This window comes from Streptomyces sp. NPDC002602 (assembly GCF_042889445.1).
Taxonomy (GTDB): Bacteria; Actinomycetota; Actinomycetes; order Streptomycetales; family Streptomycetaceae; genus Streptomyces.
Map to the genome: position 1 here is coordinate 68027 of NZ_JBIAQX010000006.1, position 15075 is coordinate 83101.

The window sequence follows — 15075 nt, forward strand, 5'->3', positions numbered from 1 at the left end:
GCACGGCGAAGGAGGCATCCGGCATGACCACCGCGCACGACTACGGCCGGGGCATCGACCCCGAGCGCGCGCTGAAGTACGCGATTCAGCACCAGAGCGGTGATCGAACGGAGATCGTCGAGGGGATCATCACGCAAGTGACACCGAGTTGGGACCACGAGCGCGCAGCGAAGATCGTCCGTCGCCAGATCGAGGCGAGGGTGGACGAACTCGGTTGTGTGGAAGGCTCCGGAAACCTCGATCTGCCGGGATCGTCCAACTGGTACGTCCCTGACATCGCGGTGGTTCCCGATGATCTGGCGCAAGGCGGCAAGGCCCTCGTCCCCGACCAGACGCTCCTGATCGTCGAGGTGACCTCCGAGTGCGACGCGGAGACCGACCGCGTCGTCAAGCGCAAGCGGTACGCCGAGTACGGCGCGCCGCTGTACCTGCTGGTCGACCGGGTGGAGAAGAGCGTCACCGGCTCCTGCGAGCCGAGCGGGCTCGGCTACACGCGGACCGACGGCCCCCATCCCTTCGGGACGCCGGTGCGGCTGCCGGAGCCGTTCGACCTCGAACTCGACACCACCGGGCTGTAGGGCCCCGCCGGCAGGACGCGCCGGCGGGTCACGCCGAGGCGAGCAGGAGGCTCAGGCGGGGCAGGCGGGCGGCGGTCTGGGCGGTGTCGTCGAAGTCGAAGGACCAGTCCGGGTCCAGGGCCGGGTAGCTGATCGTGAAGGAGTCCGCCGGGAGTTCCCGGCCCGTGGCGATCCCGTACGCGGTCCAGGCGATGGAGAGCGCCTCCTCGTCCGACAGTTCCTCGCCCGCCGAGGCCGCCGCGCGCACCGCCGGGTGGTCCGCCAGGGAGTCGGGGTCGGCCAGGGCCGCCGTGAAGGTCGCCTCGCCCTGGGTCAGGAGCCAGCCGCGGAAGTAGTCGAACCCGTCGTCGGAGCAGCCACCGTTGATCAGGTACGCGGCGGCCCAGAGCGGGGCCCGGTAGGACTCCGCCAGCAGGTCCCACACCACCTGCTGGGCGGCGGCTATCCGCCCCTGCGGGTACGCGGCCAGGAGCTCCGACGCCCGCCGCGCCACCCCGGCGTCCCCGGCGTCCCCCGCGTCCGCGCGGGCCGACTCGATCAGCTTCCAGAAGGTCTGCTTGTCCATGGGGGGAGCCTGACACCCGGGTCTGACACCCGGGTCTGACACCCGGTCCGACCCCGGTCTCCGGCTTGAGTCGCCGGCTTCAGTCGCCAGCTTCAGTCGCCGGCTTCCGTGAAGGTCTTGAGCGAGGCCACGAGGGCCGTCACGAAGGACTCCCGGACCGACTCCGGGAGCAGGTCCAGGGACAGGTACGGGTTCAGGTCCTCCAGTTCGACCAGCAGCAGTTCCCCCGAGGGGGCGCGGCAGGCGTCCACGCGCTGGATGCCGTGCGCGAGGGTGTTCCACGCGATGAACGACCGGGCGAAGTCCAGGTCCGCCGCGGTGGGCTCGTAGCGCTCCAACTCCCAGCGGCGGGCCGGGTCCGGGGCGTACAGGGCGTACTGGAAGGCGTCGTCGACGAAGTAGAAGGACACCTCGTACGCGAAGTCGACGCGCGGCTGGATCAGGAACTCGCCGGCCGTCACCGAGCCCGGGTCGGCGGTGAAGGTGAGGCCGATGGAGTCCGCGCCCTGCTTGGGCTTCACCGCGTACGAGGGCACCGACGGCAGCCGGTGCAGCAGCGCCGGGTCGTCGACGGTGGGGATCACCGGGAAGCCGGCCTCGGTCAGGTCGAGCAGGTACTGCTTGCCGGCCATGTCACCGCGGCCGGTCAGCGGGTTGTAGACCCGCGTCCCGGCGGCCGTCGCGGCGGCGCGGAAGGAGTCGTACGCCTCCTGGTGGTGCAGGACCGGGCCGCTGTTGCGGACCACGACCGCGTCGAAGCCGGGCATCAGCCGCTCCGCGTCCAGCGGATGGCACAGCGCGAGCGGGAAGTGCTCGCGGAGCCGGGAGGTGAGGAATATGTCCTCGTCGCAGTAGCGGCGGCCGCGCGCCGGGTACGCCAGGTCGGTCACGAAGAGCAGAGGCATGCACGCAACCTATCGCGGGCACGGATCAGCGCATGAAATACCTCGTACGGGACAAAGTGCTCGCCATCGGCGACGACTACTGGATCGAGGACGAGGACGGCCGGCACGCCTTCCTCGTCGACGGGAAGGCCCTGCGGCTGCGGGACACCCTGGAGCTGAAGGACCCGGACGGGCACATCCTGATCACGCTGCGGGAGAAGTGGTTCGCCTTCCGCGACGCGATGACCCTGGAGCGCGACGAGCGGCGCCTCGCCGTGATCCGGCGCAAGCGCCTCTCGCTGCTGCGCAACCACTACCGCGTGACGCTGGCCGAGGGAACCGAGGTCGACGTCAGCGGCCGGATCCTCGACCGCGAGTTCAAGGTCGAGTACGAAGGGGAGCTGCTCGCGCTGGTCTCCCGCCAGTGGTACCGGGTCCGCGAGACGTACGCCGTCGACGTGGTCCGGGAGGACGCGGACGCGGCGCTGCTGATCGCCGTCGCGGTCTGCGTGATCCGGATGGCCGAGAAGGAACGGGACGAGGACTGACGGGGCCGTCTCTTGCGGTGCCGGGCGGCGCGGGTCAGGCAGGATCCGGAAGAGACGGCCTAGCCCGAGGGCCGTCCGGTCGCCCGGTCGTGCCTGTGGCTGTCCCGGGCGGTGAGCTGTCCCTGCACGTAGGCGTCCGACCCGGTGCCGTACGGGCCGCCGTGGTCGAGGAGGTGGTCGGTGAGGCGCTGCCACTCCGCGACCTCCGCCCGGGTCGGGGCGTCGGCCCGCGACAGGTCGCCCGCGGCCTTCAGGGCCGCCTCCAGGGCGGCGGCGGCCTCGTGGTGGGCCATGCCCTCCGCCCGGGCGCGGACCCGGTCGCGGGCCGCGACCTCCCCGGCCACGGGGTCGTGGGGCTCCAGGGCCTCCTCGATCACGGCCTCGGTGTCCCGCGCGTCCTCGACCGCCGCCCCGGCGCCCTCGGCGCCGCCCCGCCCGCTCTCGTTCCCGTCGGTTTCCAGCACGCCACGCCCGCTTCCTGTCGGTGTCGATCCACGCCTACCCCCTGAGGGGACGGCCCAGCGCTGTGACCGCACCAGCGCTGTGACCGGAAAGGTTCACCGTGTCACGGCGCCCGGCCCGGCACTAGGGCCTGTCGTCACAGTGGCGTCGTCGCCCGAAGGGCGGCCTCGCGGCGTCTGGTGCGTGCTCTCGGCGTGCCGGGCGGAAGCCCGCGTACTGGACGTACTTGGGCTTTCGCCCGGTACGGCGAGAGTGCGTGCCAGGCGTCGCGAGGCAGACGACACTTTGACGACAGGCCCTAGCGCCCCATCCGGCGGTCCTTGAGCGCGGGGAACTGCTCGCGGGTCTCGGCGACCTTCGCCGGGTCCAACTCCACCGTGAGCACGTCCTCGCCGGTTCCCGCCTCCGCCAGGACCTCGCCCCACGGGTCCACCACCAGGCTGTGCCCGGCCTGCTCGACGCCCGCGTGGGTGCCGGTCAGCCCGCACGCCAGGACGTACGACTGGTCCTCCACGGCCCGCGCCCGGTTCAGCAGGGTCCAGTGGGAGCGTCGCCGGGCCGGCCACCCGGCGACCACGAGCATCGTCGTCGCCCCGGCGTCGACCAGGCCCCGGAACAGCTCCGGGAAGCGCAGGTCGTAGCAGGTGGCGATGCCGAGGGTCTGTTCCGGCAGGGCCACCGTGGTCAGGGAGTCGCCGGGGGACATCAGCACCGCCTCGCCCTGGTCGAAGCCGAAGCGGTGGATCTTGCGGTAGGTCGCGGCCAGCTCGCCCGCCGGGGAGATGACGAGGGCGGTGTTGTAGAGCGAGCCGTCGCCCGCGCGTTCCACCAGCGAGCCGGCGTGCAGCCAGACCCCGGCGTCGCGCGCGGCCTTGGACATCGCCTCGTAGGTGGGGCCGTCGATGGGCTCGGCCTCGGTCTCGAACTGCTCGTAGGCGAACGCCCCGACCGTCCACAGTTCGGGCAGCACGACGAGGTCGGAGCCGCTCTGCTCCCGTACGAGGTCGGCCACCCGAGTCCGCCGGGAGGACACCGACTCCCCGTCGTTCACAGCGATTTGGATCAATGAGGCGCGCACACTACCACCGTCCTGGACTTGTAACCCTCAACTCGGGCCTACGATCGTCACACGAAAGCACTGCCGGGGTGCTCACCGGCAGCGTAGTTTTGGGAATAGTCCACAACGCGCCACTGAACAGCACGCGAGGGGTCCCGTTGACCGTCCATCCCAGCCTTCAGCCCTACGCCGACGCGTGGACCCACTCCATCGAGGCGATATCCGAGCTGGTCCTTCCCCTGCCCGAGGGGGAGTGGAACCGGGCGACCCCGTGCCCCGGCTGGTCCGTCCGTGACGTGGTGTCACACATCATCGGCATCGAGTGCGAGCAGCTCGGCGATCCCCGGCCGATCCACACGCTGCCGCGGGATCTGCGGCACGTGGTGGACGAGTTCACCCGGTACATGGAGGTGCAGGTTGACGTGCGGCGCCACCACACCGCGCCGGAGATGACCTCGGAGCTGGAGTACACCGTCATCCGTCGGGCGCGGCAGTTGCGCAACGAGAAGCGGGACCCGGCCACGATGGTGCGCGGGCCGCTGGGCGAGCAGGTGACGCTGGAGCTGGCGTTGCGGCTTCGGGCCTTCGACGTGTGGATGCACGAGCAGGATCTGCGGGCGGCGTTGGGCGCGCCGGGCAACTGGGACTCGCCGGGCGCGTACGTGGCACGGGACATTCTGCTGGCCGGGCTGCCGAAGGTGGTGGCGAAGGAGGCGGGGGCGCCCGCGAACTCCGCCGTGGTGCTGGACGTGCACGGCGTGCTGGAGTTCATGCGGACGGTACGGGTGGACGCGGCGGGGCAGGGGACCCTGGACAAGTCGCCGTCGCTGGGGCCGGCCGTGACGCTGACGATGGACTGGGAGACGTACGTACGGCTCGCGGGGGGCCGGGTGCGGCCGCGCGCGGTCGCCGACCGGGTGAAGGTCGAGGGCGACCCGGACCTGGCGGAGGCCATCCTGGCGCACTTCTCCGTGACCCCCTGAGCCCCGTGAGCCCCCTGATCCCGGGGACCCGTGCCCCCGTCCGGTTCACGCCGACGCGGACGCCCGGTTCACGCCGACGCGGACGCCGGGGCGACGGGACCCGAGGGGTGTGACGGGTCGGGCTCGCCGGAAGGGGCCGCGACGACGGGGCGGCGCTCCTGGGCGCGTTCCCGTTCGCGGGCCAGCGCCCGCCCCCGCAGGCGGAGGATCTGGGTGATGCCCAGCACTTCCAGGAAGAACACCGACGAGAAGGCGATCCGGTAGTTGTCGCCGGTGGCGTCGAGCAGGACGCCGACGGCGAGCAAGGTGGTCATCGAGGCGAGGAAGCCGCCCATGTTGGTGATCCCGGAGGCCGTTCCCTGCCGTTCGGCCGGGTTCGCGGGACGGGCGAAGTCGAAGCCGATCATCGAGGCCGGTCCGCAGGTGCCGAGCACCACGCACAGGACGACCAGCAGCCACATCGGGGCCCGGTCGCCCGGGTACACCAGGACCGACGCCCACAGCAGGGCCGTCACGCCCACCGTGCCCAGCGCCAGCGGGATCCGCGCGGACTGGCGGCGTCCGACGAGTTGGCCGTAGACCAGACCGAAGCCCATGTTCGCGGCGACGACGAGGGTGAGCAGCCCGCCGGCGGTGGTCCGCGACAGCCCCTGTGCCTCGACCAGGAACGGCATGCCCCACAGCAGCAGGAACACCATGGCCGGGAACTGGGTGGTGAAGTGCACCCACAGCCCGAGTCGGGTGCCGGGTTCCCGCCAGGACGCGGCGATCTGGCGGCGTACGAACCCGCCCGTGCCCGGCGTCCCGGTGACGGTCACCGGGGTGGGCGCGTGGCCCTCGGGTTGGTCCCGCAGGAACAGCGTCAGCGGGACCAGCACGATCAGCCCGGCCACCGCGCTGCCCGCGAAGGCGGGCACCCAGCCGACGCCGTGCAGCACGGGCGCGAGCACCAGCGTGGAGACCAGGTTGCCGGCCATGCCGACCAGCCCGGCCAGTTGCGCCATGAGGGGCGCGCGCCGGGCCGGGAACCAGCGGGTCCCGAGCCGCAGCACGGAGATGAACGTCATGGCGTCACCGCAGCCGAGCAGGGCCCGCGCGGCCAGCGCCATCCCGTAGGAGGGGGAGAGGGCGAAGCCGATCTGTCCGGCGGTGAACAGCACCGCGCCGAGGGTCAGCACCTTCTTGGTGCCGAGCCGGTCCACCATCAGGCCGACGGGTATCTGCATGCCCGCGTACACCAGCAGTTGGAGCAGCGAGAACGTCGAGAGCGCCGACGCGTTGACGTGGAAGCGGTCCGCGGCTTCGAGGCCGGCGACGCCCAGGCTGGTACGGAAGATGACCGCGACGAAGTAGACGGCGACGCCGATCGACCAGACGGCCACGGCCTTCCGCCCGCCGGGGGGATCGAAGGGCGGGGCGGCAGTCCGTGGGGCGGGCACGGGGGCGCTCATCGCGCGTCCCCCCGCACCAGCGCCTCGACGCGGCCCACGTGCGCCCGTACGGCAGCGGCGGCCGTGTCCGCGTTGCCGGAGCGCAACGCGTCCAGGATCTCCGTGTGTTCGACGAGCGTGCGCTCCACCCGTTCGGGGTGGGAGTGCAACAGGGCCACGCCCATGCGCAATTGGCGGTCGCGGAGCTGGTCGTAGAGCCGGCACAGGATCTGGTTGCCGGCATGGCGCACGATCTCGGCGTGGAAGCCGCGGTCCGCGGCCATCAGCGCGACCAGGTCGCCCGCGGCGGCGTGCCGGCGCTGCTCCACGATGAGCGCGGCGAGCCGGTCCAGCAGGGCGGGCGGGGCGGGCACGGCCTTGCGGGCGGTGAACTCCTCGACCAGCAGCCGGGTTTCGATGACGTCCGCGATCTCCTGTACGGAGACCGGCAGCACCAGCGCGCCCTTCTTCGGGTACAGCTTCAGCAGCCCCTCGGTCTCCAGCCGCAGCAGCGCCTCGCGCACCGGTGTGCGGGACACGCCGACGGCCTCGGCGACCTCGCCCTCGGTGAGCAGGAGGCCGCCTTCGAATCGGCGGTCCAGGACGCCCTGTTTGACGTGTCGGTAGACACGGTCGGCGGCGGTCACGGCGGTGGCGGCTGATGGCATGCGCACAGGATAGATACATGAACGATGCAACGACCTTCCGCGTCCAGCATCCGGACAGCACATCCGAACGTCGAAGGGGGACCGCGTGCGGGCGGGGAGGAGAGGACCGTCCCGTCTCTGCATCGAAGGGTGTACCCCGGCTTCGTTCACCCGCAGGACGTACGCCGTCCCGTCCTCCGAGACGCTGGAGTCATGTCCGAGACCCTGATCGCACCACCGGTGACGACGACCCGGCTCCCCCTCCTCGACGTCCTGCGCGGAGCCGCGATCCTCGGCACGCTCATGACCAACGTGTGGATCTTCGCCTCGCCGGGCTCCGAATGGGGTGTCGTCCAAGGCGGCCTGGGGAGCCCCGACGTCCTCGCGGACCCCACCCCCGCCCACCTCGCCGAGACGCTCTTCCGCTTCCTCGCCGACGGCAAGTTCCTGGCCCTGCTGACGATCCTGTTCGGCGTGGGCCTGGCCATCCAGTACGACTCCGCGGCGCGCCGGGGCGCCCCCTGGCCGGGACGGTACTGGCGGCGGGCCGCCTTCCTCTTCCTCGAAGGGACCCTGCACTTCCTGCTGATCTTCGCCTGGGACGTGCTGATGGGCTACGCCGTCACCGCGCTCCTCGTCGCCTGGCTCCTCGCCCGCTCCGAGAAGGTCCGGCGGCGCGCGATGTGGGTGGCCGGCGGGACGCACCTGGCACTGGTGGCCCTGGTGACGGTCGCCTCCGCGGCCGGGCCCGAGGGCACCCCGAAGATCCCCGACCCGGACACGGTGGCGCTGTACGCCGACGGCACCTGGGCCGAACAGATCGCCTTCCGCCTCCAGCACGCGGCGATACTGCGCATCGAGCCCGTCTTCAGCTTCGGTCTGCTCGTATTCCTCTTCCTGCTGGGCATCCGCCTGCACCGCGCGGGCGCGTTCGCCCCGACCGCCGACGGGCGGCGGATCCGGGGTCGGATGGCCGCCTGGGGGCTGGGCCTCGGCATGCCGGCGGGGATCGCCGCCGCGCTCGGCGGCGACGCGTACTTCGTCCTGGGCCGCTACGCGATCGCCCCGCCCCTCGCCGTCGGCTACATGGGGCTGATCGGCATCGCCCTGGACCGCCTGCGGGTCCCCGCCGCCCTGTCCGGCGCCCTCGCCTCGGTCGGCCGCACCGCCCTGTCCTGCTACGTCGCCCAGAACCTGCTGTGCGTCCTGCTCTGCTACGGCCTCGGCCTGGGCCTCGCCGGGCGCCTCGCGGGCACCGGCCCCTGGTGGGTGATGGGTCTGTGGGCGGGCGTCGCCCTCACCCTGGTGGCCGGCTCCTCGCTGTGGCTGCGCCGCTTCGAGCGGGGCCCGCTCGAAGCCGTACAACAGTGGGCCCTCAAGCCCCGCCGGTCCCGGCCGAGCGGGGCGGGCGGTCACTGACCTCCACCTCCAACAGGAACTCGTCGTACGGGGCCTCCTGCGGGTACGGCGGCCGGACCTGTGCGAACCGCACCCGGGCCCGGCCGCCCGCGCCGATCCCCCGCACCAGGTACACCCGCTCCACCGCCGCCCCCGGCAGCGGTGGGGCCTGCGCCCGGCCGGGCCCGTCCGGCTCCGTCACCGAGACGGCGTCCGCGTCGCCGCCGACCTGCCAGGTCCACACGTACCCGCGCGCCCCGCGCCCGGTCAGCCGCAGCTCGTACGTCTCGCCCGGCGCGAGCACGATGCTCCGTACCTCCATCCGCGCGGCCCCTCTCAGGCAGGGCCGATCACCGGCCCCTCGTGCCAGCCCGCGCCGTCGCGCCAGTAGTGCTGGAGGAGGCGGTCGGTGCGCAGGACGATGACCTCCAGGTTGAACCCGAAACTGCCCTGGAGCATCCCGGTGACGGCCAGCGCGTCGTGCCCGAAGACCGCGCCGCGCGTCCAGGCGGCCCCCGCGGCGTTCCCGCGCCACCAGTGCTCGACCCGGCCGCCCTCGGCGACGACGCACAACTCGTAGTTCCCGGCGGTGTCCTCGTCGACGGCCCCGTACTGGCCCTCGATCAGGCACGGCGCGGAGACGATCCCGCTGCCGAAGACCTCGCCGGCGCGCCAGACGAAGCCGTTGGGGTCGTCGCGCCACCACAGCTGCATACGGCCGTCGTCGCGGGCCGCGACCAGGTCGAGGTGCCGGCCGCGGGTCTGGACCAGCGCCGGACCGTAGTGGGCGATGCCGGAGGCGAAGCGACCGCCGTCGTTCCAGGTCCAGGGCGCGCCGTTGATGCGCCACCAGTGGTTCAGCCGGCCGTCGGCGGTCCGGACGACCACCTCGAAGTTGCCCGGCTTGCCGTAGTCGCTCTGGATGAACGCGGGGGTCGAGCCGACCGCCGCGTCGCCCGGGCCGAAGGCGCCGCCGTCGCGCCAGGCGCCGCCGGACTGCTCGTAGTACCAGTGGCGCAGCCGGCCGCCCGTGGTGACGTGCAGGGACTCCATGTTCCGGTTGTAGGTGGTGCCGGTGAAGGCGGGCTGGCCCGAGGCGTCCGCGGCGAAGGTGCCGGCCCGGGACCAGGCGAAGGGCGCGTCGCCCTCGCGCCACCAGTGCCGCAGGGCGCCCGAGCCGGTGCCGGCGAGCAGCTCGAAGTTGCGGTGGGCGCGGCCGTTGCCGCTCTCGTACACGTTGCCCGTGTGCAGGCGGCGCTTGCTCCACGGGTCGATGTTGGTGTCGCGCAGCCCGCACTTGGCCCAGCGGTCGATGTCGACCTCGCCGTAGGCGATGCGGCCGTAACCGCCGACGTGGTAGCCGGTCCCCCAGGAGTTCTTGAACAGCCAGCAGCCTGCCGCGTCGTCGTAGCCGACGATCAACACGCAGTGCCCGCCCGCGAGTCGGTCGCTGGTGCGGTGGTACACGCCCGCGCCCAGCCCGAAGAAGTCGTCGTACACGTCGAAGCAGGCCGTCAGCGGGCCGACCGTGTCCAGCCACACCTTCTGCTGCTCCGTGTCGCCCAGGCGCACGTACTCGGTGACGCGCACCGTGCGGCCCGAACGGTCCCAACTGGGCGTGTACTCGGCCCGCCAGGCCTCGCGCCGCTCGGCGGGCAGGCCGGGCGGGGGCGTGGAGTAGGGCCAGCAGTCCGGGTCGGCGAGCCCGCCGTGGGTGGTGATCCAGTCCAGCGCGGTCTCCGGGTTGGAGCCCTGCCCGCAGGTGAACTTCAGCCCGTCGTGCACGTCCCCCTCGGACCGTTCCGCCCACACGTCGTGCTCGATCCTGGCCATCGACTCCACCAGCCCGGCCGCCCCGAACGCCCAGCACGACCCGCAGGGGTTCTGGTCCTTCACCTTCGTGAGCCAGGGCCAGCCCCACCGGCTCCGCCAGTCCACGGCGGCCGGCCGGGCCCCCGCCGGCGACCTCCCGGACCCGGGCAGCAGACCGTGCGCGGCCCTGCGCCGGGTGAGGTGCGGATTGCCGCTGACCCGCCCGATCAGCACCCGCAGATCGACGGTCCCCGCCTCCTCGGCGGACGTCAGGTTCGCCCCCGGCTCCAGCCCCAGCGCGGCGCGCGGCACGCGCTCCGCGTCGGCCAGGTGCTCGGTCACCGACCAGCGCGCCCCCCGTTCCGCGAGCCGCGCCCGCAGCTCCCCCGCCGTCCGGACAGACTCCTGCGGCATACCGGCCCCCCAGTGTGCGGTCGCCCGTACGGATGCGAGCGAGACCCGGGAGCGTCTCCCCGCCGGAGGGGGGCGTCAAGGGGGTCCGCGAGGTCGCGTGGTGGCACGGGGGTCGTACGCCCCGGGAGACGGACGGGGGTGCGCGCGGCGACCCGCCGGGCGGCCGGGATCCGGGCCGGCCGGCCCGCCCGGGGACCCCGCTAGGGTTTCCGCATGGGGACCTGGACCGCGCCGAGCGTCATCGAACGAGAGTTGCACGAGGCGAGGGCCGCCGGGAACTGGCCGGGCCTCCTCGACGTGCTGGCGCGGGCCCGCCTCCTCGTCCCGCAGTCCCGCGCGTTCCTCGACGCCCATCCCACCCAGGTCCGGCCCGAGCGGACCTGGTTCCCGCAGGTCCAGGCGCACGCCTACATCGCCTTCACCGAGGGCATGCTGCCCGCGCCCACCCCCGACCTGGTCTTCGACATCGCGAGCCTCGACTGGTTCGCCGACTGCTACCCGTCGGGCGCCGTCCCCTACCTGGCCGTCAACCCGGGCACCCCCTTCGAGGTGTTCCTGCCGATCTCGCCCGCGCACGCCGCGCGTTGGAAGTTCCACGTGGAGCGGCGCCCGCGCGACTACACCGGACTCGAACGCGACAAGGTCCACGCCCTGCACCTCGGCGGGCCCCTGCGCGGGCCCGTCGCGTTCGGGCTGGCATGCGGGGCGCACCTGTCGGTGCGCTCCGGGACGTTCTGGAACGCGCTCGCCTACCACGGTCAGGGCTACTCGCTGGAGCGGGAGAAGCTCCGGGAGTCCTGGGGCGTCACCACCCGCGAGGAGTGGCTGGTCATGACCGAGCGGCTGTTGACCGCCGACGTGGTGAGCCCGGTGTGGGAGTTCGCGCTGCGCGTGCGGGTGGCCCTGGCAAAGGAGTTCGCCGGGCCGGTGGACATCGAGCACTGGCGCCACGCCACCGCCTCCACCCTGCGGGCCAACGCGGAGCGGGCCGCCGAGCCGCAGCTGACCCCCGACGGGGTGACCGTCGCCCGCCCCCGGCCCACCGCCGAGGTGGAGGGGGAGATCGCGGGCCTCCAGCGGGTCATCGGGCGGATCGCCCGCTACGAGCAGCGCTTGCGGGCCGACGGGGTGCTCAGCGGGGGCGCGTACGTCCGTTCCGTCGAGGCGTGGGACTTCGGGCGGGCCTCCCAGATGGCTCGCTGGGGACTCGGTGCCCGCTTCGGGACCCTGGAGGAGACCGAGCGGGCCGTCGTCCGGGCGGGGAAGGCCTGCCGGCTGGCGTACCGCTCGTGGGAGGAGCTGTCCGCCGGGTTCGTCCTGGGTCGGTGCATGCAGTTCGACGAGGAGGAGTTCGGCCACTGGTACGAGGAAATGGTCACCGTGCACCGGGAGTTGACGGACGACCCGGGCAGCCCCTGGGTGAATCTGCCGTGGGGGTGAGCGGGGACCTCGGTTAGTCGGATCGTCGTACGCGAACCGAGCCGCGCGCGAGGGGGCCCCGACTAGGCTCGCCCGCATGACTGTTGAGCTGAACGACACCGTGCGGGGGCTGCTGGACGCGCCGCATCCCGCCGTCCTCACGACCATCAACCCCGATGGCGGACCGCAGAGTTCGGTCGTCTGGGTGTCCCGCGAAGGCGACGAGCTGTTGGTCTCCACCGAGCGGGGCCGGCGCAAGGAACGCAACCTCGTCCGCGACGAGCGGGTCGGCCTGACCGTCTTCGACCTCGCGAACCCCTTCCTGTACGCCGAGATCCGCGGCACCGCCTCGGTGACCGAGGACACCGGTCGGGCCGTCGCGGCCCGGATCGCCGAGGAGTACATGGGCCCGGGCGCCGGCAAGGAGTACGTGGAGGCCCCCGCCGAACAGGTGCGGGTGGTCCTGCGCATCACCCCGACGAAGGTGCTCGGCAACGCCGCCAAGGCCGCCGGCTAGGACCACCGGACCAGAGGCACTAGGGCAGCAGGCCCCGCACCGCCGTCCAGGCGTCGACGACCTCCGCGAGGGGGTCGTCGGCCGCCAGGTGGCCGCGGACCAGGGCCGCCCAGGGCACCAGGTTCTTGATCCGCCGCAGGTGCAGGATGCGCTCGCGCGGCAGGTCCCGCCAGTCCCGCGCCTCGGCCGCCGCCCGCGCCGGGGTCAGGTCGATCAGCGCGAGCACGTCCCGGCACAGGGCCGCCGGGTCACCGCCGCGGCCGGGCCCGAACTCCCGGATCAGGTAGCCCCGTACGGCCGCCGTCTCGGCCCCGCGCGTCAGGTCGTCGGGCCGCCCCGCGCGCAGGATCGCGGCGAGCGCCACCCGCCCCCACCGCATCCGTGCCGCGTCGGGCAGCGCCCGGTCGTGCATGCGGGCGACGGCGATCGCGCGCAGGGTCTCGGGGTGGGGTTCGTCGAGCAGGGGTGGATCGGTGGCCAGCCAGGCCTCCAGCTCGTCCAGCGAATGGCCGTCCGGCGGTACGTACGTCAACACCTGCCCGCGGCCGAGCAGCGCGACCACCGCCCCGGTGAGGTGGACCCGCGCCACGTGCCCGGCGTCGAAGAAGCCGACGCTGCGCCCGTACCGCTCTATCCGCCGCAGCCCGATCCGCAGGTCCCCGACGGCGTAGACCTGCCCGGTGCGCGCGACCCCGCCGATACAGCGGACGACACACACCCCGCCGGTGACGTCGGCCCGCTCGACGGAGTACACCTGCAGTTCGGCGATGGGCACCCGGCCCCCTTTCCCCGGCGGGAGGCTACCCGGTGGCGGGGCGGGCCCGCGACGGCCGATGGCCGGGCTCCCGCGAGGGAGACCCGGCCATCGGCGCGTACGACGGTGCCGCGACCGCTACGACCAGGTGAGGAGTCGGCGGGGGTGTTCCAGGACCGCCGCGATGTCGGCCAGGAAGCGGGAGCCGAGTTCGCCGTCGATCAGACGGTGGTCGAACGACAGCGCCAGGGTGGTGACGTGGCGCGGCTTCACCTTGCCCTTGTGGACCCACGGCTGGAGCTTGATCGCGCCGATGGCGAGGATCGCGGACTCGCCGGGGTTCAGGATGGGCGTACCGGTGTCGACGCCGAAGACGCCGACGTTGGTGAGGGTGAGCGTGCCGTTCTGCATGTCCGCCGGGGAGGTCTTGCCGTCCCGGGCCGTGCCGACCAGGGCCGACAGGGCCTCGGACAGCTCGCGCAGCGACTTGGTGTGGGCGTCCTTGATGTTCGGGACGATCAGACCGCGCGGGGTGGCCGCCGCGATGCCCAGGTTGACATAGTGCTTGAGCACGATCTCCTGGGCCGCCTCGTCCCAGGACGCGTTGACGTCCGGGTTGCGGCGGATCGCGACGAGAACGGCCCTGGCGATCAGGAGCAGCGGATTGATCCGCAGACCGGCGAGGTCCGGGTCGTCCTTGAGCTCCTGGACCAGCTTCATCGTCCGGGTCACGTCGAAGGTGATGAACTCGGTGACGTGCGGCGCGGTGAAGGCGGAACCGACCATGGCCTGGGCGGTGACCTTGCGGACGCCCTTGACCGGGATCCGGGTCTCGCGCGCGGCCGTGTCGACCGGGGTCCGGACGACCGCCTCGGCGGCCGGCGCGGCGGGGGCCTGGGCCGCGGCCGGCGCCTGGACCTGCGCGGTCTGCGGGGCGATCGCCGCGGCGGCCGCCGCGTGGACGTCCTCCCGGGTCACGACCCCGCCGTCGCCGGTGGGGATCACCAGGGCCAGGTCGATGCCGAGGTCCTTGGCGAGCTTGCGCACCGGCGGCTTCGCCAGCGGGCGCTCGGAACCGGCCGGCGCGGCGTGCGCCGAGCCGTTCTGCGCGGGAACCACGGGGGCCGGGGCGACGGCCGGTGCGACCGACGGTGCGACGGCCGAACCGTTGCGCGCGGCCACGGAGGCCGCCGGGGCGGCGCCCGCCTCGGCCGCACCCTTGCGGGGGCGGCGCTTGGTGGAGGCCGTGGACACGCCGTAGCCGACCAGGACCGGCTGACGGGCCTCGGCGACGGGCTCCTCGGCCGCGGCCGGGGCCGCGACGGCCGCCGGGGCGGCGGCCTCGGGGGCCTCCTCCGCCGGACCGGTCCGCACCGAGATGATCACCGCGCCGACGTCGACCGTGACGCCTTCCTCGAAGAGCAGGGCGTGGACCACGCCGTCGAACGGGATCGGCAGCTCGACGGCCGCCTTCGCCGTCTCGACCTCGCAGACGACCTGACCGTCGGTGACGGTGTCGCCCGGCTGGACGTACCACTTGAGGATCTCGGCCTCGGTGAGGCCCTCGCCCACGTCGGGCAGCTTGAATTCACGGATCGTCACAGGGC

At 73.1% G+C, this 15075-nt stretch carries 16 protein-coding genes; 6 read left to right on the forward strand and 10 right to left on the reverse strand.

Features of this window, described 5'->3' with window-relative positions:
• Window positions 1-23 precede the first annotated feature (23 nt).
• Entirely contained in the window at window positions 24-578 is a 555-nt protein-coding gene (locus tag ACFYW3_RS18610) for a Uma2 family endonuclease (RefSeq protein WP_389386798.1), read from the forward strand.
• 28 nt (window positions 579-606) lie between these two features.
• Here ACFYW3_RS18610 and ACFYW3_RS18615 read toward each other — a convergent pair whose 3' ends face one another.
• Together ACFYW3_RS18615 and ACFYW3_RS18620 are read right to left on the reverse strand one after the other, a co-directional pair.
• Complete coding sequence (locus ACFYW3_RS18615) at window positions 607-1143, reverse strand: DUF4240 domain-containing protein (RefSeq protein ID WP_351749685.1); 537 nt, start codon at window positions 1141-1143, stop codon at window positions 607-609.
• A 92-nt stretch (window positions 1144-1235) separates the two neighbouring features.
• On the reverse strand, window positions 1236-2048 hold the full coding sequence (locus ACFYW3_RS18620) for a hypothetical protein (protein WP_389386799.1): 813 nt from the start codon (window positions 2046-2048) through the stop codon (window positions 1236-1238).
• A gap of 32 nt (window positions 2049-2080) precedes the next feature.
• On the opposite strand from ACFYW3_RS18620, the gene ACFYW3_RS18625 reads away from it, so the two are divergent.
• On the forward strand, window positions 2081-2575 hold the full coding sequence (locus tag ACFYW3_RS18625) for an LURP-one-related family protein (protein WP_351749689.1): 495 nt from the start codon (window positions 2081-2083) through the stop codon (window positions 2573-2575).
• A 59-nt stretch (window positions 2576-2634) separates the two neighbouring features.
• On the opposite strand, the gene ACFYW3_RS18630 is transcribed toward ACFYW3_RS18625, so the two are convergent.
• Together ACFYW3_RS18630 and ACFYW3_RS18635 are read right to left on the reverse strand one after the other, a co-directional pair.
• Window positions 2635-3039, reverse strand: coding sequence for a hypothetical protein (locus tag ACFYW3_RS18630; RefSeq protein WP_389386800.1), 405 nt, complete (start codon window positions 3037-3039; stop codon window positions 2635-2637).
• Window positions 3040-3335: 296 nt separating this feature from the next.
• Window positions 3336-4115 carry a carbon-nitrogen family hydrolase gene (locus ACFYW3_RS18635; protein ID WP_389386801.1) on the reverse strand — a complete coding sequence of 260 codons (780 nt, stop codon included), beginning with the start codon at window positions 4113-4115 and terminating at the stop codon, window positions 3336-3338.
• Window positions 4116-4252: 137 nt separating this feature from the next.
• On the opposite strand from ACFYW3_RS18635, the gene ACFYW3_RS18640 reads away from it, so the two are divergent.
• On the forward strand, window positions 4253-5077 hold the full coding sequence (locus ACFYW3_RS18640) for a maleylpyruvate isomerase family mycothiol-dependent enzyme (RefSeq protein WP_389386802.1): 825 nt from the start codon (window positions 4253-4255) through the stop codon (window positions 5075-5077).
• A 68-nt stretch (window positions 5078-5145) separates the two neighbouring features.
• Here ACFYW3_RS18640 and ACFYW3_RS18645 read toward each other — a convergent pair whose 3' ends face one another.
• Together ACFYW3_RS18645 and ACFYW3_RS18650 are read right to left on the reverse strand one after the other, a co-directional pair.
• Window positions 5146-6528, reverse strand: a complete 1383-nt coding sequence (locus ACFYW3_RS18645) for an MFS transporter (RefSeq protein WP_351749696.1) — start codon at window positions 6526-6528, stop codon at window positions 5146-5148.
• The gene (locus ACFYW3_RS18650; protein ID WP_351749698.1) at window positions 6525-7175 is read right to left on the reverse strand and encodes a GntR family transcriptional regulator; all 651 of its coding nucleotides are present in this window, start codon (window positions 7173-7175) and stop codon (window positions 6525-6527) included. The genes ACFYW3_RS18645 and ACFYW3_RS18650 overlap by 4 nt, the downstream gene beginning before the upstream one ends.
• 192 nt (window positions 7176-7367) lie before the next feature.
• On the opposite strand from ACFYW3_RS18650, the gene ACFYW3_RS18655 reads away from it, so the two are divergent.
• Window positions 7368-8573 (forward strand): DUF418 domain-containing protein, encoded by a 1206-nt coding sequence (locus tag ACFYW3_RS18655; RefSeq protein WP_389386803.1) that lies wholly within the window; start codon window positions 7368-7370, stop codon window positions 8571-8573.
• On the opposite strand, the gene ACFYW3_RS18660 is transcribed toward ACFYW3_RS18655, so the two are convergent.
• Both ACFYW3_RS18660 and ACFYW3_RS18665 read right to left on the reverse strand, forming a co-directional pair.
• Complete coding sequence (locus ACFYW3_RS18660; protein WP_351749702.1) at window positions 8530-8874, reverse strand: protease inhibitor I42 family protein; 345 nt, start codon at window positions 8872-8874, stop codon at window positions 8530-8532. The genes ACFYW3_RS18655 and ACFYW3_RS18660 overlap by 44 nt on opposite strands.
• Window positions 8875-8888: 14 nt before the next feature.
• Window positions 8889-10778 (reverse strand): C1 family peptidase, encoded by a 1890-nt coding sequence (locus ACFYW3_RS18665; protein WP_351749703.1) that lies wholly within the window; start codon window positions 10776-10778, stop codon window positions 8889-8891.
• Window positions 10779-10991: 213 nt separating this feature from the next.
• On the opposite strand from ACFYW3_RS18665, the gene ACFYW3_RS18670 reads away from it, so the two are divergent.
• A complete protein-coding gene (locus ACFYW3_RS18670; protein WP_351749705.1) occupies window positions 10992-12218 on the forward strand; it encodes a DUF1266 domain-containing protein in 1227 nt (408 codons plus the stop codon).
• A gap of 76 nt (window positions 12219-12294) precedes the next feature.
• On the forward strand, window positions 12295-12714 hold the full coding sequence (locus ACFYW3_RS18675) for a PPOX class F420-dependent oxidoreductase (RefSeq protein ID WP_351372291.1): 420 nt from the start codon (window positions 12295-12297) through the stop codon (window positions 12712-12714).
• Window positions 12715-12733: 19 nt separating this feature from the next.
• Here ACFYW3_RS18675 and ACFYW3_RS18680 read toward each other — a convergent pair whose 3' ends face one another.
• Window positions 12734-13489: a hypothetical protein gene (locus ACFYW3_RS18680; protein ID WP_389386804.1), complete on the reverse strand. Its 756-nt coding sequence runs from the start codon at window positions 13487-13489 to the stop codon at window positions 12734-12736.
• 117 nt (window positions 13490-13606) lie between these two features.
• A complete protein-coding gene (locus ACFYW3_RS18685; RefSeq protein ID WP_351749709.1) occupies window positions 13607-15070 on the reverse strand; it encodes a dihydrolipoamide acetyltransferase family protein in 1464 nt (487 codons plus the stop codon).
• Window positions 15071-15075: the final 5 nt, after the last annotated feature.

Coding starts and splice junctions, on each gene's coding strand:
- ACFYW3_RS18610 (WP_389386798.1), top strand. CDS start 24: ATGACCACCGCGCACGACTACGGCCGGGGCATCGACCCCGAGCGCGCG.
- ACFYW3_RS18615 (WP_351749685.1), bottom strand. CDS start 1,143: ATGGACAAGCAGACCTTCTGGAAGCTGATCGAGTCGGCCCGCGCGGAC.
- ACFYW3_RS18620 (WP_389386799.1), bottom strand. CDS start 2,048: ATGCCTCTGCTCTTCGTGACCGACCTGGCGTACCCGGCGCGCGGCCGC.
- ACFYW3_RS18625 (WP_351749689.1), top strand. CDS start 2,081: ATGAAATACCTCGTACGGGACAAAGTGCTCGCCATCGGCGACGACTAC.
- ACFYW3_RS18645 (WP_351749696.1), bottom strand. CDS start 6,528: ATGAGCGCCCCCGTGCCCGCCCCACGGACTGCCGCCCCGCCCTTCGAT.
- ACFYW3_RS18650 (WP_351749698.1), bottom strand. CDS start 7,175: ATGCCATCAGCCGCCACCGCCGTGACCGCCGCCGACCGTGTCTACCGA.
- ACFYW3_RS18655 (WP_389386803.1), top strand. CDS start 7,368: ATGTCCGAGACCCTGATCGCACCACCGGTGACGACGACCCGGCTCCCC.
- ACFYW3_RS18660 (WP_351749702.1), bottom strand. CDS start 8,874: ATGGAGGTACGGAGCATCGTGCTCGCGCCGGGCGAGACGTACGAGCTG.
- ACFYW3_RS18665 (WP_351749703.1), bottom strand. CDS start 10,778: ATGCCGCAGGAGTCTGTCCGGACGGCGGGGGAGCTGCGGGCGCGGCTC.
- ACFYW3_RS18670 (WP_351749705.1), top strand. CDS start 10,992: ATGGGGACCTGGACCGCGCCGAGCGTCATCGAACGAGAGTTGCACGAG.
- ACFYW3_RS18675 (WP_351372291.1), top strand. CDS start 12,295: ATGACTGTTGAGCTGAACGACACCGTGCGGGGGCTGCTGGACGCGCCG.